The organism is Arcticibacterium sp. (genome assembly GCF_055134445.1).
The window spans coordinates 1-19,333 of sequence record NZ_JBSRVI010000019.1 but is presented as its reverse complement, the minus strand read 5'-3'; the positions used below and the strand labels follow the sequence as shown (position 1 = coordinate 19,333).

At 38.0% G+C, this 19,333-nt stretch carries 19 protein-coding genes; 10 read left to right on the top strand and 9 right to left on the bottom strand.

Translation table 11 applies throughout. The features are described 5' to 3' along the window. Positions 1-113: 113 nt before the first annotated feature. The 3 genes from ACTBZY_RS02525 (at position 114) to ACTBZY_RS02515 (ending at position 1,596) form a co-directional block, all read left to right on the top strand. Positions 114-692, top strand: a complete 579-nt coding sequence (locus tag ACTBZY_RS02525) for an RNA polymerase sigma factor (RefSeq protein ID WP_463044753.1) — start codon at positions 114-116, stop codon at positions 690-692. After that, positions 682-999, top strand: coding sequence for a hypothetical protein (locus ACTBZY_RS02520; RefSeq protein WP_463044752.1), 318 nt, complete (start codon positions 682-684; stop codon positions 997-999). Before ACTBZY_RS02525 ends, ACTBZY_RS02520 begins: the two co-directional genes overlap by 11 nt. 72 nt (positions 1,000-1,071) lie before the next feature. Continuing rightward, positions 1,072-1,596 carry a Spy/CpxP family protein refolding chaperone gene (locus ACTBZY_RS02515; RefSeq protein ID WP_463044751.1) on the top strand — a complete coding sequence of 175 codons (525 nt, stop codon included), beginning with the start codon at positions 1,072-1,074 and terminating at the stop codon, positions 1,594-1,596. Between the two features lie 4 nt (positions 1,597-1,600). On the opposite strand, the gene ACTBZY_RS02510 is transcribed toward ACTBZY_RS02515, so the two are convergent. Both ACTBZY_RS02510 and ACTBZY_RS02505 read right to left on the bottom strand, forming a co-directional pair. Beyond that, on the bottom strand, positions 1,601-2,053 hold the full coding sequence (locus ACTBZY_RS02510; protein WP_463044750.1) for a tRNA (cytidine(34)-2'-O)-methyltransferase: 453 nt from the start codon (positions 2,051-2,053) through the stop codon (positions 1,601-1,603). 42 nt (positions 2,054-2,095) lie between these two features. Then, entirely contained in the window at positions 2,096-2,470 is a 375-nt protein-coding gene (locus ACTBZY_RS02505; RefSeq protein ID WP_463044749.1) for a hypothetical protein, read from the bottom strand. Between the two features lie 327 nt (positions 2,471-2,797). Between ACTBZY_RS02505 and ACTBZY_RS02500 the strand changes: the two genes are divergently transcribed. Then, positions 2,798-3,205: a hypothetical protein gene (locus ACTBZY_RS02500; RefSeq protein WP_463044748.1), complete on the top strand. Its 408-nt coding sequence runs from the start codon at positions 2,798-2,800 to the stop codon at positions 3,203-3,205. Between the two features lie 216 nt (positions 3,206-3,421). Beyond that, on the top strand, positions 3,422-4,735 hold the full coding sequence (nhaA, locus tag ACTBZY_RS02495; RefSeq protein ID WP_463044747.1) for a Na+/H+ antiporter NhaA: 1,314 nt from the start codon (positions 3,422-3,424) through the stop codon (positions 4,733-4,735). Between the two features lie 36 nt (positions 4,736-4,771). Here the strand turns inward: nhaA and ACTBZY_RS02490 are convergent, their stop codons facing one another. Next, on the bottom strand, positions 4,772-5,917 hold the full coding sequence (locus tag ACTBZY_RS02490) for an MFS transporter (protein ID WP_463044746.1): 1,146 nt from the start codon (positions 5,915-5,917) through the stop codon (positions 4,772-4,774). Positions 5,918-6,041: 124 nt separating this feature from the next. Here ACTBZY_RS02490 and ACTBZY_RS02485 point away from each other — a divergent pair, with 124 nt between their 5' ends. The 4 genes from ACTBZY_RS02485 (at position 6,042) to ACTBZY_RS02470 (ending at position 11,761) form a co-directional block, all read left to right on the top strand. Beyond that, a complete protein-coding gene (locus ACTBZY_RS02485) occupies positions 6,042-6,998 on the top strand; it encodes a ThuA domain-containing protein (RefSeq protein WP_463044745.1) in 957 nt (318 codons plus the stop codon). A 134-nt stretch (positions 6,999-7,132) separates the two neighbouring features. Continuing rightward, positions 7,133-9,547, top strand: coding sequence for a DUF1549 domain-containing protein (locus ACTBZY_RS02480; RefSeq protein ID WP_463044744.1), 2,415 nt, complete (start codon positions 7,133-7,135; stop codon positions 9,545-9,547). Between the two features lies 1 nt (position 9,548). Continuing rightward, positions 9,549-10,979, top strand: coding sequence for a DUF1501 domain-containing protein (locus ACTBZY_RS02475; RefSeq protein ID WP_463044743.1), 1,431 nt, complete (start codon positions 9,549-9,551; stop codon positions 10,977-10,979). 98 nt (positions 10,980-11,077) lie between these two features. Beyond that, positions 11,078-11,761 (top strand): membrane or secreted protein, encoded by a 684-nt coding sequence (locus tag ACTBZY_RS02470; protein WP_463044742.1) that lies wholly within the window; start codon positions 11,078-11,080, stop codon positions 11,759-11,761. A gap of 294 nt (positions 11,762-12,055) precedes the next feature. Here ACTBZY_RS02470 and ACTBZY_RS02465 read toward each other — a convergent pair whose 3' ends face one another. Beyond that, on the bottom strand, positions 12,056-12,466 hold the full coding sequence (locus ACTBZY_RS02465) for a GNAT family N-acetyltransferase (RefSeq protein WP_463044741.1): 411 nt from the start codon (positions 12,464-12,466) through the stop codon (positions 12,056-12,058). A gap of 6 nt (positions 12,467-12,472) precedes the next feature. Then, positions 12,473-13,336, bottom strand: a complete 864-nt coding sequence (locus tag ACTBZY_RS02460; RefSeq protein ID WP_463044740.1) for a protein-glutamine glutaminase family protein — start codon at positions 13,334-13,336, stop codon at positions 12,473-12,475. Positions 13,337-13,710: 374 nt separating this feature from the next. On the opposite strand from ACTBZY_RS02460, the gene ACTBZY_RS02455 reads away from it, so the two are divergent. Further along, positions 13,711-14,220, top strand: coding sequence for a UpxY family transcription antiterminator (locus tag ACTBZY_RS02455; protein ID WP_463044739.1), 510 nt, complete (start codon positions 13,711-13,713; stop codon positions 14,218-14,220). Here the strand turns inward: ACTBZY_RS02455 and flxY are convergent. The 4 genes from flxY to ACTBZY_RS02435 all read right to left on the bottom strand — a co-directional run. Next, positions 14,209-15,498, bottom strand: coding sequence for a flexirubin biosynthesis putative acyl-CoA ligase FlxY (flxY, locus tag ACTBZY_RS02450; protein ID WP_463044738.1), 1,290 nt, complete (start codon positions 15,496-15,498; stop codon positions 14,209-14,211). The two genes, ACTBZY_RS02455 and flxY, sit on opposite strands and share 12 nt — an antisense overlap. Beyond that, on the bottom strand, positions 15,495-17,165 hold the full coding sequence (locus ACTBZY_RS02445) for a C45 family autoproteolytic acyltransferase/hydolase (protein ID WP_463044737.1): 1,671 nt from the start codon (positions 17,163-17,165) through the stop codon (positions 15,495-15,497). Before ACTBZY_RS02445 ends, flxY begins: the two co-directional genes overlap by 4 nt. Position 17,166: 1 nt before the next feature. Next, positions 17,167-18,399, bottom strand: a complete 1,233-nt coding sequence (locus tag ACTBZY_RS02440) for an NAD(P)/FAD-dependent oxidoreductase (RefSeq protein ID WP_463044736.1) — start codon at positions 18,397-18,399, stop codon at positions 17,167-17,169. Then, a partial coding sequence (locus ACTBZY_RS02435; RefSeq protein ID WP_463044735.1) for a phytoene desaturase family protein occupies positions 18,393-19,333 on the bottom strand: 941 nt, incomplete at its 5' end. The genes ACTBZY_RS02435 and ACTBZY_RS02440, both read right to left, overlap by 7 nt.

The following is a 19,333-nucleotide window of genomic DNA, read 5'->3' as shown; positions in this document are numbered from 1 at the left end:
AAACAGCAATTAATTTAGCAAAGTGTCACTTATTAAATGTGAATTCATTCGTGGAGAATAAGTCATCATTAACAGCCATATCTTTATTAAATTAAGCTTAAATAAAACTTTTTTTGAACGAAAAGGATCTTATACTTCAGCTCAAAGACGGGCAAGAATCCGCTTTTCGGAGTATTGTAGAATTATACCAAGACCGTGTTTTCAACACCGTGGTATCTATTACGCAAAACACCTTAGAGGCTGAAGATATATGCCAAGAAGTGTTCATAGAGGTATACCAATCTGTGCAAAAATTTAGGGGTGACTCTAAATTGAGCACATGGATTTATAGAATTGCTTCTAACAAATCGCTAGAGTTCTTGAGGAAGAACAAAACTCAAAAACGATTCGCATTTGTTAAAAGTATATTTGGTGTGGATGAACAGATTCAACATCAGTCTGTAAATTTCATTCATCCTGGCGTACAATTGGAAGACAAAGAAAGAGCAAGCAAGTTGTTTGAGGCTATTAACAAACTTCCTGACAGTCAACGAATAGCCTATACCTTACATCATTTAGAAGGATTAAGTTATCAAGAAATTTGCGAAGTTATGAAGCTAACAAAATCGTCTGTGGAATCATTGCTCTTTAGAGCCAAACAAAACTTAAAGAAATTATTGGAGAAATTTTACGAAGAAGAATATGGAAACTAACAAGAACCAAGAAATAGAAAAAACGCTTGGCATTGTCAATCAGATACAGAAAGCGGAAATGCCAGATTTTTTCTATACCAGATTAAAAGCCCGAATGGAAAACGAATTGGTAACAAACCCGAAACTTAATTGGGTGTTAAAACCTTCTTTTGCCATCCCAATATTAACTGTTGTCTTGATGATTAATGTGGTGACCGTAAGCAAACTGATTCAAAAGAATGATAGTGCTTCAAATAGCCAAACGGTCATAGAATCTTTCCAATCCGATTATAACCTCAACTCAAATTATGGTCTGGAAATTTACTAGAGAAATACACTATAGTTCGTCTGAGAAGTCAATTTATAGCCAAGACTTAAGGACTATAAAAAACATGAAAAAATGCAAAATGTAAACATAAAATGGCTTTGGTTTTTAGGCGTTTTACTCCTCTTAAATTTAGGATTATTGCTCTTTCTTATACTGGGAAATGGTGATACCCGACCAAAGCAAGAAAGGAAGCCTCATTTAGAGAATATGCTTAATTTCGATGCTTCACAAAAAAAACAATTTGAAATCATTTTTGAGGAACATCAGAAAATCATTAAAGATAAAAATGATGAAATTAAAGTATTAAAAAGTAGACTTTTTGGTAAAATTGGAACAGAAGATGAGAATGCTGCCAAAGCTACCGCTAAAAGAATAGGTGAATTAAACGCAGCCATAGATTTAGCAACTCGAAAACACTTTCTAGAAATTAGAGAAATCTGTAATTCCGAACAAAAACTACTTTTTGAAAATTTCTTAAGAGATATTGTGAGCGGAAAAAGACCCCAGCATGCTCCAATGGAAGGAGACAGGCAGCAAGGTCCGCCACACGATGGAAATGGACCACCAATGGATGGAATGCCGCCACCACCGAGATAATTTCCTATCTAATTTGTTTTAGTCCCTCGTAGACTGCTATAGCTACAGCATTGGCCAAGTTTAGACTTCTTATATGCTCACTAAAAAGGGGTATTTGATACAAGAACTCGGTATTCTCTGCCAAAATATCCTTCGGAAGTCCCACAGATTCTTTACCGAAAATGAGAAAGATGTCTTTCTCAAAAGGCAAATCCCAATGGCTTTTTTCTCCATGTGATGAGAAGAAAGCCATTTTTTTATCCTGATGTTGATGAAAGAAACTTTCAGCATTATCATAATAATGAACTTCTAAGTGCTCCCAATAATCCAAACCTGCCCTTTTTAACCTTTTGTCGGTTATTTCAAACCCAAAAGGTTTTACCAAATGAAGCACAGAACCAGAGGCCAAACAAAGGCGTCCTATATTTCCGGTATTATTAGGGATTTCTGGTTCTAGGAGTACAACATTAAATGACATTTATAAACTTTTATAATAGTTGAAAACTGTGTTAAGGCTTCTTTATTTAAGCAACTTTCCAAAAAGAACCAGGCCGAAAAGTACGCCAAAAATCAGATAAATACTCGTCAAAATAGCGATGCCCCCATAAGCTTCATACTTTATTACCCATTTAGCAAGAGCAAGTCCGGCAATCATAAAATGAGAAAAATTACCCATGGCTACAGCCCTACCATAAATACCGCCTATGAGATTCGACTTACCCATCCAATTGACCATGGCAAAGCCGAAATATAGTGCTCCTAGAATTTGTAGAATGATAGAACTAGCAAGTTCTAAGCCCAAAAGGTTGACTATTTCTTCGGGAGCAAAAGTAAAAGCTACAGCCGCCAATCCTAAAAATATAGCGGAGGAAGTCATGATAGATTTCGAATTCATTTGCTGCATTTTTTTGTAAATATCCATCCAAAGGTAACACATATTATATGCTATAGTACCCGTACTACTTTAGGTTAATTCATCATGCACTAGCCAGCATAAACTTGGAAAAGCATAAGTTAAAAAAATGTGCCTTCAAAAAGGAAACGGAAAAATTGATGTCGTTTTACTGTTAAGTTCTGAATGGTAAGCTTTAATGAGTTTTAGAACCCCTAATACGTCAAGCATTTATAATTCTTTGACCTTTTTTTTAATCATACATACAACCTTTTATGGGTGTTGAACATTACTATATCAAAGTACTTTATCCAGACATAAACATAAGTTATGAAAAAGCTCATTCTGTTTGGTCTACTCTCGGTGGCTATGGTCGCCTGCTCGAAAAAAAACAATGTAATTCCCCAGGAACTGGAAGGCAAGTGGTTGCTTTTTTCCGTTAAATGCTTTTGTCATTTTGATGAAAGCTTCGACTTCAGTCAACATTCCTTAAGATTTGATACCGAAGAAAAAAGAGTCTTTATATCAAATCCTGACGACACCTATTTTATTCACGAAACTGGAGATTATGAATTTTCGGTCAGTGATGACAATGTGATATATATTGATAAGGAAGCATCATTTACTTTTGACATCTGTGATTACCAATTGACATTAATAAAAAAGGATAATCCACAGATTGCAGATGATGAATTAACACTCATTTATCATAAAGAAGCAGTTCTTGTATTACATTAATTTTATTAAAAATAGCATTTTTTAAAGCCCCAAAAACTAAGGTTTCTCACATCATTTTTCAAAGCGTTGTTCATAGAAATGTACATGCTGCGATAACCTTTAAATTATCCGTTTTGGTCTGTTTTTGGTCAAGAATGATGGCAAATCTCGTGTAAAACCCACCGATTTATGCGAAATTTGAAGAATAACAAGATATTGACAAACACATCATCAAACATGCTCAAAAAAATACTGCTCACACCTTTTCAGAAATTCGCGAAAATTCAGAGTTCCAGCGGTATTCTGCTTTTTGCAGCTACCGCCATCGCTATGATTTGGGCGAACTCTGCCTTTAGCGAGAATTATCAATCTTTATGGGAATATAAAATAGGAATAAGCTCAGAGGGCTTTGAACTAAAAAAGCCTCTCATTCTTTGGATAAACGACGGCCTTATGGCCATTTTCTTTTTTGTGATAGGTCTTGAAATAAAACGAGAGCTGTTAGTAGGTGAATTAAATTCTATTAGAAAAGCAACCTTCCCCCTCTTTGCTGCCATAGGGGGTATGATTACGCCATTTGCCCTATTTTACTTTTTAAATGAATCCCCTGAGACGGCCAACGGTTGGGGAATTCCAATGGCTACTGACATTGCTTTTTCTCTGGCTATTATCAAGTTGCTCGGAAAAAGAGTCCCTCTTAGTTTGAAAATATTTTTGACCGCTTTTGCTATTATTGATGACTTGGGTGCAGTGTTGGTCATTGCCATTTTCTATAGCACTGGTATTGACTGGAACCTCATACTTTATACCCTTATACCATTTATCCTTTTATCTTATTTATCATTAAAAGGTTCTTATTCGGGTGCTTTAACCTTATTCTTAGGAATAATAATTTGGTACTTATTTTTAAAATCTGGTATCCATCCTACCATAGCTGGCGTGCTTTTGGCATTCACTGTGCCTATTAGCCAAAAGATTGACATTGCTTCTTTCAAACACAGGCTCTTGAGCGTGGTAAAAAGAATCAGCAAATCCGAAGACCCCGACATCCCAGTTTTAACCAAGGATCAGGTAGAACAGATTGAAGAATTAGAAGAGGTTGTAAACAAATTTAACTCTCCGCTTCAAAAACTTGAACATCAGCTTCATGGATGGGTGGCCTATTTTATTATGCCAATTTTTGCTCTCGCAAATGCGGGGGTCATATTTGCGGCAGACATGGTCTTAGATATCCCGCTAATTGTCAATATCGCTATTGCACTGTTTATTGGTAAATTTATAGGCGTTTCCTTATTATCTTACCTTAGCATCAAACTAAAACTAGCCGAGCTTCCTGAAGACGTTACTTACGCCCAAGTTATTGGTATTTCCATTCTGGCTGGAGTAGGTTTTACCATGTCTATATTCATAGCCAACCTTGCCTTTTCTGGAAGTCCTATTTATATGGACTCTGCCAAAGTAGGGATTATTGCAGGTTCAGTTATTTCAGGAATAGTAGGTTATATTATTCTAAGAATAAGCGGTAAACCTGATTTGAGTACAGAAAGTTAAGCGAAACAAAATTCCTTGATGAAAAGGCTATGAACGTTAAGCCTTTTCATCAATGTAATTCCAAACCAAAAAGAGCATTAGTCCAAAAAGCAAAATAACCGATGCCAGTGCTAGCCTCAAACCAAACACATCCGACAAATAACCAATGGAAGGAGGCCCTATAAAGAAGCCGGTATATCCAATCGTTGTAGCCATAGCTATTCCCACGGCAGGGTTAACACCTTTGGTATTTCCTGCCAAGGAGAAAATAATAGGAACCGCAGTAGCCACTCCCAGACCCACCATAAAGAAACCTATAAATGCCGAATAGACAGAAACATAGGACACCGCTACAACGAGACCTAAAATAGCCAAAACGGCATCATAAATTAAAAGCTTTTTGTGCCCAAAAAATGCGGTTAGTTTATCACCAAATAATCTAGCAAGTGTCATTCCCCCAGCATATACGCCAAATGCCATTGCAGAGAATGTTGGTCCTTCTCCCACAACCTTATTCATAAAGATGGCCGACCAGTCTGTCATGGAGCCTTCTCCTATCATAGAACAGAAGGCTATAATCCCTAAGGGGATAATGGCTTTTGAAGGCCATTTAAAACCACCCGAGCCCTCTTCTTGGTCTTGTTTGATATTGACTTCCTTATCGCTAATCAGATAAAAAGAAGCTACCACCACTATCACTAAACAAACCCCACTTAGAATAGCCAAATGGTAAAATAAAGAAACATGAAATTTAGAAAACAAACTCCCTGCTCCGGCTCCCAGAGCCATTGCTATACTAAAAACCGCATGAAACGATGAGATAATGGGTTTACCCCAAAGCCTTTCTACGTATACCGCTTGACCGTTGGCACAAACGTCCATTGAGCCCGTAGTCATGCCTAATAAAAACAAGAAAACACCTGCAAAAGTAAGGTCCGGATAAAGGGCTATAAAAGGCGAAAAAATGCAGAACAAAATACCTGCCACTCTTGTAATGCCATCTGAACCAAACTGAGTGGTGAGCCAGCCCGTAAACGGCATGGCCGTCAATGCTCCTGCGGCTACCAGAAACAAAAGGGAGCCCAAAACACTGTTACTAATTTGAAAAAAGGATTGGAGTTCAGGAAGTCTTGCCATGAGATTGGCATATAAAAAACCATTTACAAAGAAATAGGAAGACACCGCAATTCGGCTTTTGAACATATTATCGCTATAATTTTATGAATATGGCTAGGCGTCAAAGTTAATATAAGAGATATTACCAAAAGAATATTATTTTTGAATTAGCTTGCAAAACGTCATTCAGCCCTCTTAATTAATATTTGAAATGAAAATAAAACTATTAACTCTTTACTTTTTACTAAGCCTAATTACTTTAAGCTCCTTTGCACAGAAAACGATTAAAACCCTCATTATAGACGGGCAAAACAATCATGACCAATGGCCAAAAGTTACATTCATGATGAAAAACTATTTAGAGGAGAGTGGCAAATTCACGGTAGACGTAAAAAGAACTGCTTACACATGGAAGGGTGAAGAGTACATTGCCGAATTCCCAATTGAAGGTGTGCCAGAAACCGAAGCCTTAGAAAAAGCAAAAGCTGACCCTAACTTTGCACCGAACTTCAAAGCTTATGATTTAGTTATCACCAATTTTGGTTGGAACGCAGCCCCTTGGCCAGAAACTACTAAAAAAGCATTTGAAATATTCATTAAATCTGGTGGAGGCTTGGTGGTGGTTCATGCCGCAGACAATTCCTTCCCAGAATGGCCAGCATATAACGAGATGATAGCTCTTGGTGGATGGGGCGACCGTACAGAAAAAGACGGCCCTTACGTCTATTATGACAACAATGGCACTCTCCAAAAAGACATGACTGCCGGAAATGCGGGGCATCATGGGCCTCAGCATGAATATCAAATTCAAATAAGAGATACCGAACACCCTATCACCAAAGGAATGCCGCTTAAATGGCTTCACACTAAAGACGAACTTTACGATCAACTAAGAGGTCCTGCCAAAAACATGAAAGTATTGGCTACTACATATTCTAGTAAAGAATTTAAAGGGACAGATAGACACGAACCTATGCTCATGACCATTGACTATGGCAAAGGACGTATTTTTCATACCCCTATGGGACATGTAGATTACTCTGTTTCCTGCGTTGGCTTTATCACCAGCCTGCTTAGAGGCTCAGAGTGGGCAGCCACGGGCAAAGTGACTATTCCAATTCCTTCTGATTTTCCTACAGCAGAGAATACGAGTCAAAGAGCAGAGTAAGCAGTACAGTAAAGGATGGTTTAGTTGGCAATTCAAATTAAGTTTGATTAAGGCATTCTTATACCCAAACCCTATTACAAAGACTTAAATACTTCATCACCTTTATGATGGCTTATTAGTCTCCAATAACACTTATGCTTAGTTTCTTCTTGCTTCTTTTTGCTGAAAATGCCGAGCCGTCAAAAACTTTTTGGCTGTTTTCCTTTTTGGGAAGATTACATCCAATGTTGGTTCATTTTCCGATCAGCCTATTAATATTAGCTGCTCTTTTTGAACTTTTAAGTTTAAGGAATTTCCATTCTAAACTAAGACCGAGTATCAACCTCATTCTAATAATAGGTGCCCTTAGTGCGGTTTTATCTGCTTCTTTTGGTTTATTATTAGCTCAAAATGAAAACCTAGACGGCGACCTATTATTCCTTCATCGGTGGGCAGGAATTTTCACCAGTGTTTTAAGTATAATACTGTTGCTATTACTACATCAAATACTTAGAAAAAATCTAACAAAACTTGTTTTTCCTTACAGACTAGTGCTATTCCTAAGTGTCATTGGTGTTTCAGTAGCGGGGCATTTTGGTGCCAGCATGACCCATGGCGAGACTTATTTAACCGAAGTATTACCTGGTCAAAACGCTAATTATTCTAGTTCCAATGGTCAATATCAATTAATAGCTTATCAAGGTGACACTTTAAGCGAAGCCAATCAACTAAAGCTTACCAATGAGATAAGAGCCATATTGGCTCATAATTGTTATAAGTGCCATGGCTCTGCCAAACAAAAAGGAGAACTACGATTAGACGAAAAAGCCTATGTTTTTGAAGGTGGTGAATCTGGCAAAGTTATTATTCCAGGGAATGCTAAAAAAAGCGATTTATACCAACGAATCACATTACCGAAAGGACATGATGATGTCATGCCTGCAAAAGGTAAAACTTTGACCCAAAACGAAATTGCACTCATAGCACTATGGATTAATAAAGGTGCTCCATGGCCCGATGGTGCTTTGCAAGCCTCTGTTTTTAGGGTAGCCGAATTAGCTCCAAGAAATCCAACACTGCCTGCCCAGACACCAAACTTAAGAAACCCTATAGATTTATGGGTCAATGAATATTTCAAAAACAATGAAATACAATGGGGACAACCCGTAGATGACCGAACGTATTTAAGACGAACCTATCTAGATATCATTGGGCTTATTCCTTCCAATGAAGACCTGAAGAGTTTTGTGGCGGACACTCGCCCGAACAAAAGAGAAATTTGGGTTCAAAAACTGCTTGATAATAATGATAGCTATGCTCAACATTGGCTTACATTTTGGAACGATGCCCTCCGAAATGACTATACCGGTACAGGTTACATTACTAAAGGCAGATATAATCTTACGGATTGGCTTTATAAATCATTGCGACAGAACAAACCTTACGACGCCTTTGTCAAAGAATTACTTAACCCAAATGAATCATCAAAAGGTTTTATAGCTGGAATTCAGTGGCGAGGAACGGTTAATGCAAGCCAGAGAACAGAAATGCAAGCGGCTCAAAATGTAGGACAAGTGCTTCTAGGACTAAATCTAAAATGTGCCTCTTGTCATGATAGTTTCGTGAGCGACTGGAAGCTGGAAGATGCCTATGCCTTTGCCAATATATTCTCAGAAGAGCCACTCGAAATGAATAGATGTGAGATTCCAATGGGAAAATTCGCTCCAACAAGGCTCCTTTGGCCTAGTTTAGGAGAAATAGATGGTACCGCTAGTAGAGAAGTAAAACTAAAGCAGCTTTCTGATAAAATAGTACAGCCGGCCAATGGAAGACTTTACAGAACCATCGTAAATAGGGTTTGGAAGCAAATGCTAGGAAGAGGGGTGGTGGAACCGGTAGACGAAATGGATAACGAACCATGGAGTCAAGATTTGTTAGATTGGCTGGCAGTTGATTTTGTAAATAAGGGATATGACCTCAAAAAGCTTATTTTCCTTATTTCTACTTCTAAAATCTACCAAATGCCTTCTCAAGGTTTTGAAAGCTCCGGTTTACTGGTAGGCGAAGCTTATAAATTCAAAGGAATGGTCAGGAAAAGAATGACTGCTGAACAGTTCTCAGATGCCGTAAGTCAGCTTTTTGCTCCTGTTTTCAACATGGACGAAGTAAAGTATGAACCCTTCGAGCTCGTCGCTTATCTGCCATCGGAAAAGAAAGCAAGAGCATCTTTAGTTCAAAACAATCCTTTCTTAACGGCTCTTGGACGACCAAACAGAGAAGTAGTAAGTACCAGCAGGGAATCGCAAGGCAACTTACTCCAAGCCTTGGAAATGACCAATGGAACACAGTTAAATCAGGTTTTAAAACAGGGGGCTAAAAACTGGAAGGCACGTTATCCAGACACAGAAAATCTTATTTCTGAAATGTTTAAACAAGCTTTAGCCAGGAACCCGAATCCAAAAGAACGGGAGATTGCTAAGGCGTCATTGGGTCAGAAACCCTCCATAGAAAATATTCAAGACTTTATGTGGTCGGTGGTTTTGCTACCAGAATTTCAACTAGTTTATTAACATGAAAAAATATTGGGACAGAAGAGATTTCTTAAAGCACAGTGCCGCTGCGGTAGCTACCATGGGTATGGCTTCTCCCATCTCCAGTTTGCTATCTAGCTGTTCCACTAAAAATGGGTTAGCTTCCACGGCCGATTCCGTCATCTTACTTTTTATGGCTGGGGGTATGGCTCATACCGAAACCTTTGACCCAAAAAAGTATACACCCTTTACCAAAGGCATGCAATCCGATGCCGTCTTAAGCACTTTTAAATCGGTTCCGACGGCCTTAGATGGCATTCACTTCTCCGAAGGTTTGGAATCTATTGGAAACATTATTGACCGAGGAAGCCTGATAAGATCCTATGTGGCGGCAGATTTAGGGCACATCTTACATACGCGTCATCAGTATCATTGGCACACTTGTTACGAACCTCCACAGTCTGTCACTGTACCTCATATAGGTTCTTGGATTTCTAATGAATTAGGACCTCTGAATAAAGTCATCCCTTCTTTTATAAATATTGGGCAGCGTTTTGAAGTTGGCGAAGGCGAAGAATTAAAGGCGTTTCATAGTGCTGGTTTTTTGGGTAGCGAACATGGTCCTTTTCTTATCCCCGACCCCACTTCTGGTTTAGATAGTGTGCGACCACCCGTTGGTATGTCTACCAAAAGATTTGAAAGTAGAAATCAACTATACAATCAGCTTTTGAGCGAATCTGCTATGGGGGAATTTGGTAGTGACTACCAAAAAGAGTCTTTGAAAAGGTCTATGGAACAGGCTTATATCCTGCTCAATTCGCCGGAAGCCAAAGCCTTCGACATTCATTTAGAACCCAAAGAAAGTTACGACACGTATAACACAGGAAAATTTGGATTAGGCTGTCTTATGGCCAAAAGGTTAGTTGAAGAGGGTGCTCGTTTTATCACCGTCACCTCAGAATACGAACCTTTTATGAATTGGGACACCCATGACAATGGACATACCAGAATGGAAGAAATGAAAAAGCGGATTGACACCCCTATTTCTCAGCTTATTAAAGATTTAGAAAAAAGTGGTAAACTAGACAGCACCATTGTGATAGTGGCCAGTGAATTTAGTCGAGATATGCTCACCGAAGGTAGGCCTGACCTAAAAGTGAAAGACCAAGTGGAAGTTCCGGACATTATCAATGATATGAAAAACTATGGTATGCACCGGCATTTTACTGACGGATGCTCTATGCTTCTTTTTGGCGGCGGCATAAAAAAAGGACACGTTTATGGAAAAACAGCGGATGAAAGACCTTGCAAATCCATTGAGAAACCTATAAGGATTGACCGCATTCACCAAACCATTTACCATGCTCTTGGTATTTCGCCAGAAACCAATTATGAAATAGAACAGAGACCATTTTACACCACACCGGATGGAAAAGGTTTGGCCGAATTAGATTTATTGGCAAAAGGCTAAGTCAATTTTCAAAAATCATTATCCAAATGTTATAGAAACAAAGCAGCTTTTACTGTTTATCTTAGTCATTTGATTCTTTAAACTTAAGGCTATTTATCATGATTAATTCTAAAATATTGGTCGCTATCAAAACCTGCTTACTTCTCCTTATGGGGATTAATACCACTATAAAGGCACAGAAAGTTTATCAGTTTTCTACGGAAAACAATCACGGACAAGAAGAAATACACCGGCTTTTTATCGATAATCAGTACTTTGTTGAATCTGTCTTTATAGGCTCTCCGGCAACATTTCTAAGTACTAAAGGTGGTTTCTACCAAAAAGAAGGCAACACATACCAAGTTAACTTCGAGTTTAATTCAGACTTTGAAAAGGATGGGATTAAATCACAGCGTTATACGCAAGAATCTTCTTGGAAAAATCAGGGTAATACTGCTCAAGATCTAGCCGGAAAGTGGCTTATGGGTGGTAGAATAAATGAAGACGGCCTTAGCAGAAGAGATACAAGCGGAACACGAAAAACGATGAAAGTACTTTTCGGAAACTATTTTCAATGGATTGCTTACGATACTGCCACCATGAAATTTTCAGGCACCGGTGGAGGAAAATATGTCATTGACCATGGAAAGTATATAGAGCAAATAGAATATTTTTCTAGAGATAACGCTAGAGTAGGTGCCGAATTGAGCTTTGACTACAAAATCATTAACGGAGAATGGCACCATAAGGGCTTAAGCAGTAAAGGTGATGCATTTCATGAAATTTGGGTTAAAAGGGAATGAAAGGCTTTTATTAAATTCCTCCACCTTCACATTTTACTACCCAGTCTGCTTTCAAATTAATATAGATAAATCTCATTAGAGAAAAATCAAAAATAACCAATAAATAGTACCAAGCTTAGACAGTAAAGGACAGTTGTGAAACTTGGCTAAATTACATTTGTGCATCGAATTATTAAATTATTTAAAATTACCAATTCGGTCTATTCAACCCTATTCTATAAAATGAACGCATGGTTTTGTTTAAATTCTAAAAACACATTTAGTATAAACAGAACCATGCTTTCTCACATTTTATTAGAAAAGTCTCTCTAAAATCACAAAGTCTATTCCTCCTTTTTTGTATTTCTTTTCTGTCTCTTGCAAACCAAATTTGTGGTAAAAAGCTGTTTTATCCACTCGGGCATTACACCATAATTTATCAACTTGGCGTATTTTGCACATTTCTAGTGTATGGTATAATATTTTAGTGCCAAAACCCTGACCTTGCTCAGAGGCTATGGTAGCTAATTTTCTAAACTGAGCTTCATTTTCCTCAAAGAATAAAGAAACTACAGTAACCAGTACTTCCTTTTTGAAAAGACCTAAATGTAGCCCTTTTTCATCCTTTGGAAGTTTCACAAAATCATAAGGCATATCTGGCCACATAACGGTGTGTCTCAAATCCCACGTTTGAGAAGCTTCTATCTCTCTGATTGTTATTTCCAAAATTCCTTAATTAAACAATTCCCAAAGTTTATCACTCCAATGCGTATACCTCAAGTTATAAAAGTGCATTAAGGCATCATTTGTTTCATCAGATAGTTCAACCGGTTTTGGCAAGAAAGTATAATTTACCAGCCAATCGAAGTTCATTAGTAGTTTGTTCAAAAAATCCCACTCGTCATCTAAAAAACGCCCCTTTCCTTCATGTATTTTTATGGCTAGGTCATTTATGGCGAGGCCTCTTTGAACATAATCATCGCCTACATTTAGGTACCAAAAGTTTCCAGTAATAATAGAAGGCAAATAAGTGGGAGGATAATATTGTCCCAAGGGCTTTGCCGTGTTTTCCTCTAAAAAGCCGTCTAAAGAATTGAAAAGATAGCAATCTACATCCGTTAAAAGGTATAAAGATTTAGGACAATCTATTCTCTTAAGCCACTCTTCTTTCGTTAAAAGGCTGTCTGGCTTGAAAGACTGGTCTATCACCAAAGTTTCTATATTTCCTTCCTCATCAAAAGAAGTAAAATAGGGAGCCACATGATATCCCCAATTGGTGGTTTCAGAAATGCCAAAAGGGTCTGGTACATTAAATAATTCATCTGAGAGCAAAGAATATCTGGCTGGAGCAAAATTCCAGATTTTCCCAGTAAAAATACCCTCTTTCCTAAGAAGCAAACAAATATAATGAGCTCTATCCTCACAAGAGCCATTAATGTATCTGTACTCAATATTCTCAGACCTCACCATTTCAAAAATCTTAGCCCTGGCTTCAAAGGGTAAAGGCTCTAAATAGGGTATAAAAGGTGCTGCAGAAAGAAGTAAGCTATACTCTTCTGGACTAATTAAATCCCGACCTTGGTCTGTGTTAAACATCTTTTATCAATAACATTTCGATGTTTATCTAAATTTATAAGGCTTCGAAACATTAGTACGAAACTAAGACTTAAAAACGTCCTTAAAAACGAACAAACCAATAATTAATAGAACATTTATTTATAATATAATGATTGTATTTATAAAATTGATTATGCCAAGATTTTATAAATCAAACGCCTTTCAGAACATTTCAAAATCCTTCATATTTTAAAATCACGGCGATTTAGGTTCAAAATAAATATCCTGAAATTCATTAAAAACATAGACCATATTACCACTTTTTTATCTCCCAAAGATTATTCGGATTTGGGAGCTTATTTGCCTGTGTAAAATAAACAAGTTAGCTTCGTTCAACCAGATATAGTTTAGCCATGAATTGGTACGTATTGTACACAAAATCAAGAAATGAAAAAATTGTAGCCGAAAGGCTCAATGAAATAGGGATAGAAACTTACTGTCCGGTTTTAAAAAAAGTAAAACAATGGTCTGATAGGAAAAAGGTGGTAGAGGAACCCCTTTTTAAATCTTACATTTTCGTAAGACTGGAAGAGCACAAAAGAGCGTTGGTTTTTAAGGTACCAGGAGTGGTCAGATACCTTTTTTGGCTTGAGAAAGCGGCTATTGTTAAAGAACATGAAATAGATGCCATTAAAAACATGCTGAGCGACTTTGAACATTCAGAGATTCAGATGCAGCAGTTTGAGGCCCAAGACAGAGTGAAACTAAAGTCTGGTCCCATGATAGACATGGAAGGCTATGTAGGAAAGCAAAGCGGCCATAAAATTGAAATTCTTTTACCTGCTCTTCAAATGAAGCTGGTGGTTGACACCAGACATAACAAAGTCTCTAAAATGACTTCTGACGCAGATTCAGACTCTTAAGTCGTGAAACAGAATGGGCTTTCTGCTCAATTTTGGATTTTTAAGACTTTCTATTTCTTTTACATCTATAAATTCTACTTTAGGAGCTACTCTTAGTTTAGCTCTAAAGTGGTCTTTTATTTCCTTTTCAAAATCCGGACTAGCTATTTGTGATGCCACTTTCACTAAGATTTCGTCTGTACCAAGTTCATTGGTAAATACCGCAATCAAATAGTTTTCTATTCCCTTTATATCATTCAATACATCATATAGGGCAGGCGGATAAAGTGTGGTGCCCTTGTATTTTATCATCTGTTTTTTACGGCCGAGAATAGGTCCAAGCCTAATGGTCCTTCTGCCGCAGGTACAAGCGTCCGTATAGTGCATACAGATATCTCCCGTTTTAAATCTTAAAAGTGGCATTCCTTCCACCCCTAAGGTAGTTATCACTACCTCGCCGGCTTCGCCCTCTTTTACAGGATTGTTATCATTATCCAAAAACTCTACGATGACCAATTCTGGGTGATGATGTCCACCCAAACCCGCTGAACACTCTGTAAAAGCGGTGCTCATTTCGGTGGAAGCATACGTAGAATAAAGTTGAATATCCCACTTTTCCTTTATTCTTTCACCTAAGGTACTCAAACTAAAATCTTCATTTCTGAGAGACTCCCCAATACAAATGGCTTTTTTGATATTGGTGGCACGGTAATCTATTCCGTTTGCTTCTGCATATTCTATTAACTTCAGCAAGAAGGATGGCACTGTAACAAAGGCCGTAGGATTTATTCTATGAATGGTATCCCATTGTAATTCGGGTATTCCTCCTCCTACTCTCACCACACCAGCACCTAATTTTCTAATGCCCATAAAGTACGCCAACCCTGCCATAAAACGCTTGTCCATGGTGGTCATTAGCTGATAGACATCGTCTTGGTTACCATCTGCACATACAAAAGAAATGTACTCATTATAAGCCAGCCTGTCCAAGTCTTTATCTGTAAGCGGAAAAGTTACCGGATCTCCTAATGTACCTGATGTGGTAATGTAGTCTATTATTTTACGTGGCTCTACACAAATAAAATCCTGATTGAAAGCCTGCAAGTCTTCCTTCGTGGTCACAGGAATCTTGCGTAAATCTTCTAAAGTTTTTATGTCTGAAACATCAATAGATTTTTCCTTAAACATACGTCTGTAAAAGTCCGAATGCTCATTGAAGTATCTAAACAATTCCGGTAATTTTGCCTCTTGAAATGCCTTTTGCTCGCTTAGTGATTTTAATTCAATCTCGGGAATCATTTCTCCTTCTCTAGTTTATCAATTTCCGACAAAACTTCTTCCTTTTCATAGCTCGTCGCAATCTCCATTTTCAATGCTTTCCTATAATACGCCAAAGCTTCCTTCTTCCTCCCCTTCTTCTCCAAATAAGCCGCTATTAAAATATAAGTATCGTAGTAATAAGGATTGGTTTTTTCAAATTCTGCCAACTCACTTTTGGTGATATTACCAGCTCTAACTTTTTCCTTTAGATATTTGAAGGTTTTAAAATTCTCAAACTCCGAAGACTTTAAAAATGGGTCTGAAGGTATGTTCAAATCTTTCTCATAAAATTCTGTTTTCGTATTCAGCGTATCTGCCAAGGCAAAAACCCTATTCAAATCATAACAAACATATTGACCCAACTGGTAAGGATTTGTAGAAATCCAAACTTGTAATTTCTCTGGTTTAAAAACAATAGAGTGGTGAGCTATCAACTGATTTATGGCCCTTTCATTTCCCATTCCAATATCTTTACGCCCTATGCCTTTCTGGTTTCTCAGTATGGAAACAGCATCTGCTACGGTCAGTTTAGGTTTTTCTGTGACCAAATCTGTCATCAGTTCAAACCTATATGCAGAGGAACTTTTCTGAATGTTGTTCAAATTAATGGCATCCTCCTTAAAAACGTCTCCTTGAAAGTGATTGGCACAAATTTGATAATCTGATTGCGAAGCAGGAAACAAATCAACCTTGGTAGGGCTCACTTCAATAAGAGCCGATTTCCCATCTTCCGCAGAACCTATCAATAAAGATTCGGACACAAAAACCTTTCTTTTCTTGGCTATTTCATAAGCCTCCTTAATGTTTTTGGCGTATTGCAGAATTTCTCTGGCCACTAGTGAAATAGGCGTTGCTGCGGCAGTTGGAATCTCGGATTCTGAGGCGTTTAACGTAACAGTCAATCCTTTTTCATTCATTCCAGAAACCGCCCCAATCATACCCGCCCAAGAAACCATCATCAGCTTATAGCCCTTCTCAGGATTCACAAAATTAATGACCTTGTTTTTGGCGAAATCTTCTCCCACAAAAAAATCAAAATTCCGCCCTACTATCAGCGTACTGTCTGCCGTTCTTTCATTCCAGGCAGAAAAAGACGTACAACCTACTTTAAAGTTTTTCCCTTGTAGTGCATGACCAATATCATGTGCGGCATGATAGTTCAGCATTCTATGATACTTGGGAGCTATATAATCAAAATCGTCAGACGCAAATAAGGACTCGCCGTAAATTTCTTCCTGATACTCTTTAGTGATATGTTCGTCCAAATCCTTATTAAAATAAGCAATGAAATACTTCATTTGCTTCAAAAGAAATTGGGAGGGAATCATCTTGTTTATCTGTCTAACAAAGGCCTCCTCTTGTTCCGAAGCTAGTTCCTTCTGAAGTTTGCCTTCCATTACACCACGCTCAAATCCTCCCCCTTTAACATAGAGTTCCCATAGTCCTGTCTCACTTTTCTTCAGCCAGTTGCCATCTATTTTATAAAAATCTTTGTCAATGGTTTCTCTTTCATGGTTTAAGAAATCCGCCAGAACTGGTGTAGGCTCATCAATTTTAACCCAAAAATAAAAGCATAGAATGACTACCAGAAATAGCGAAAGCACTCCCACCAGAACATAAGAAATGATTTTCAGGAATTTCTTCATGCTATACGGTCCTGTTTCTCATTTCCAAAAATGAATTTAAGGCTTTCAAGGCTTTAACGGGATTTCTGACAAATGCGTTTTGCGTATCCCAGACGTAGCCCGCCAAAACAGAGCATATTTGTTTCTTAATTAAGGGGTCAGGGGCTTCTGCAAAGAATATTTGCTGCAATTCACCTTTATACCAAGCATCCACATATGCCCTAAAAACTTCAATGCCTTGCTTCATATATTGACTGTACTCTTTCTCCCAATCGACTTCCTCCTTATTTAGAAACCGCCCTACCAAAGTGCCAGCCAAATGACCAGACTCTACGGCAAAGGTTACCCCTGAAGAAAAAATAGGATCTAAAAACTCCGTAGCATTCCCCACCAAAACATATCCTTGTCCATACAGCTGTTTAGTCGCAATGGAATATCCTCCCAGGGTTTTAGGTTCAAAAATAAACGCTGAATCTCCAAATCTGTTTTTTAGTAATTCATTACTGGCGAGCAATTCAATGAATCTTTCTTTTGTATCTTCTGAAAAAGAACTAAAAAAAGAAGCATCAGAAACTATACCAACCGAAGTGGTGCCGTCTGAAAAAGGGATTATCCACGCCCAAGCCCCTTTTTCCAATATTAAAGCTATAATTCTATTCTCGTTTGTACGTTTATTATCCTGTAAATGAGCAAAGACCGTTTGCCTCGCTGGGAACGAGGAAGGTTGGTCTAGATCGAACATTTTGGGTATAACTCTTCCATACCCACTGGCATCTACTATAAATCTTGCAGACAGCTCATAGGCGTCCCCATTTTCGTTCAATATTGTAGTGATAGAGTCCGTTCCGAAAAACGCAATATGTTCTACTGAATGTTCAAAGAACACTTCTACACCTTGCTTGGCTACTTCATCTGCCAGTGTTTTATCAAAATCTGCTCTTTTTACCTGCCAAGTCCAGTCCCAGCCTTCGGTAAATTTCTCGCTAAAATCAAACTCACAGACTTTATCATCTTCCACAAAAACAGCTCCCCTTTTCTTTTGAAAACCAACGGCTTCAACGGCCTTTAGAAGACCTACATCTTCTAAACGGCTCATTATTCTAGGTAAAAGGCTTTCTCCAATAACGAATCTAGGAAATTTCTGTTTTTCCACCATCGTCACTTTAAAACCTTGCTTTCTAAGCATAGCTGCGGCTAAACAGCCAGCGGGACCAGCTCCAATAACCAAAACGTCCGTTGTCTTTTTTGCTAACACTGGTTTATTTTTTTGACAAGGTAATCTTGACCTAATATTACACCACAAGTTCTAACAGCACCTACGGATACGCCAAGAATACCATGCATGTTTAAGTTTTGCCCCGTAAAAAATAGGTTAGATATTTTAGTGGTAGGCGATATAAAAGTCTTCAAAGGCTCATTATAATCTTTGGCTATACCATAAAGGCTTCCGTCGTTGGCTCCAATATAATCTCTGTACGTTAATGGGGTTCCACAGGAAAATGATTTTATACAATTCCTCAATTCCGGAATCCTCTCATATACCACATTTAATAGCCTTTCTCCCCTTTCATTCTTAAAATCCTCATAGTCCTGTCCCCTACTTTCTCTGTCATGTGGAACAGTGCTGAAAGTATCCTTCCATTTGGCCACGTCGTCCATTTCCATGTAACTTAAAATGGTCAAACTATCAGCCCAATCTCCAGATTTCGAAGACTTTGGCACAAAAACACAATAAGAATCCGGCCATAAATCGCCCTTAATATTTCTACTGCTCCAAACATCATCTCTTCTAAAATGATAGTTATTATAGTTTCTGTATTTGAAAGTATTTGGCTTTAACACCACATCTAAGACGAAAGCTGAAGTTGAATTTTTAAGGTTGGCTATTCTATTTCTATAAGCCTTTTTAATTCTAGCAGAATCCAACATTTCCATGGTGTTGGCTGGGTGTATATTTGATATAAAGTTCTTCCCTTCTATCTTTTCTCCGTCTGTCAACAAAACGTGGTCTATTAAACCATCTTTTTCGACAATTTTGACGACCTCGCTATAATTTCTTACGACTGCACCTAAATTCTTAATATTTTTAGTTAGGTAACGCTCTATCTGTGCCCCCCCGTCTATGCATTTATAGGAACTTTCTATGTAAGTATTCACCACCAGGGCATGTACATATAATGGTGTTTTAT

Excerpts from the sequence above, each read along its gene's own strand:
- ACTBZY_RS02520 (WP_463044752.1), top strand. The coding sequence starts at position 682 with ATGGAAACTAACAAGAACCAAGAAATAGAAAAAACGCTTGGCATTGTC.
- ACTBZY_RS02515 (WP_463044751.1), top strand. The coding sequence starts at position 1,072 with ATGCAAAATGTAAACATAAAATGGCTTTGGTTTTTAGGCGTTTTACTC.
- ACTBZY_RS02510 (WP_463044750.1), bottom strand. The coding sequence starts at position 2,053 with ATGTCATTTAATGTTGTACTCCTAGAACCAGAAATCCCTAATAATACC.
- ACTBZY_RS02505 (WP_463044749.1), bottom strand. The coding sequence starts at position 2,470 with ATGAATTCGAAATCTATCATGACTTCCTCCGCTATATTTTTAGGATTG.
- ACTBZY_RS02500 (WP_463044748.1), top strand. The coding sequence starts at position 2,798 with ATGAAAAAGCTCATTCTGTTTGGTCTACTCTCGGTGGCTATGGTCGCC.
- nhaA (WP_463044747.1), top strand. The coding sequence starts at position 3,422 with ATGCTCAAAAAAATACTGCTCACACCTTTTCAGAAATTCGCGAAAATT.
- ACTBZY_RS02490 (WP_463044746.1), bottom strand. The coding sequence starts at position 5,917 with ATGTTCAAAAGCCGAATTGCGGTGTCTTCCTATTTCTTTGTAAATGGT.
- ACTBZY_RS02485 (WP_463044745.1), top strand. The coding sequence starts at position 6,042 with ATGAAAATAAAACTATTAACTCTTTACTTTTTACTAAGCCTAATTACT.
- ACTBZY_RS02480 (WP_463044744.1), top strand. The coding sequence starts at position 7,133 with ATGCTTAGTTTCTTCTTGCTTCTTTTTGCTGAAAATGCCGAGCCGTCA.
- ACTBZY_RS02475 (WP_463044743.1), top strand. The coding sequence starts at position 9,549 with ATGAAAAAATATTGGGACAGAAGAGATTTCTTAAAGCACAGTGCCGCT.
- ACTBZY_RS02470 (WP_463044742.1), top strand. The coding sequence starts at position 11,078 with ATGATTAATTCTAAAATATTGGTCGCTATCAAAACCTGCTTACTTCTC.
- ACTBZY_RS02460 (WP_463044740.1), bottom strand. The coding sequence starts at position 13,336 with ATGTTTAACACAGACCAAGGTCGGGATTTAATTAGTCCAGAAGAGTAT.
- ACTBZY_RS02455 (WP_463044739.1), top strand. The coding sequence starts at position 13,711 with ATGAATTGGTACGTATTGTACACAAAATCAAGAAATGAAAAAATTGTA.
- flxY (WP_463044738.1), bottom strand. The coding sequence starts at position 15,498 with ATGATTCCCGAGATTGAATTAAAATCACTAAGCGAGCAAAAGGCATTT.
- ACTBZY_RS02445 (WP_463044737.1), bottom strand. The coding sequence starts at position 17,165 with ATGAAGAAATTCCTGAAAATCATTTCTTATGTTCTGGTGGGAGTGCTT.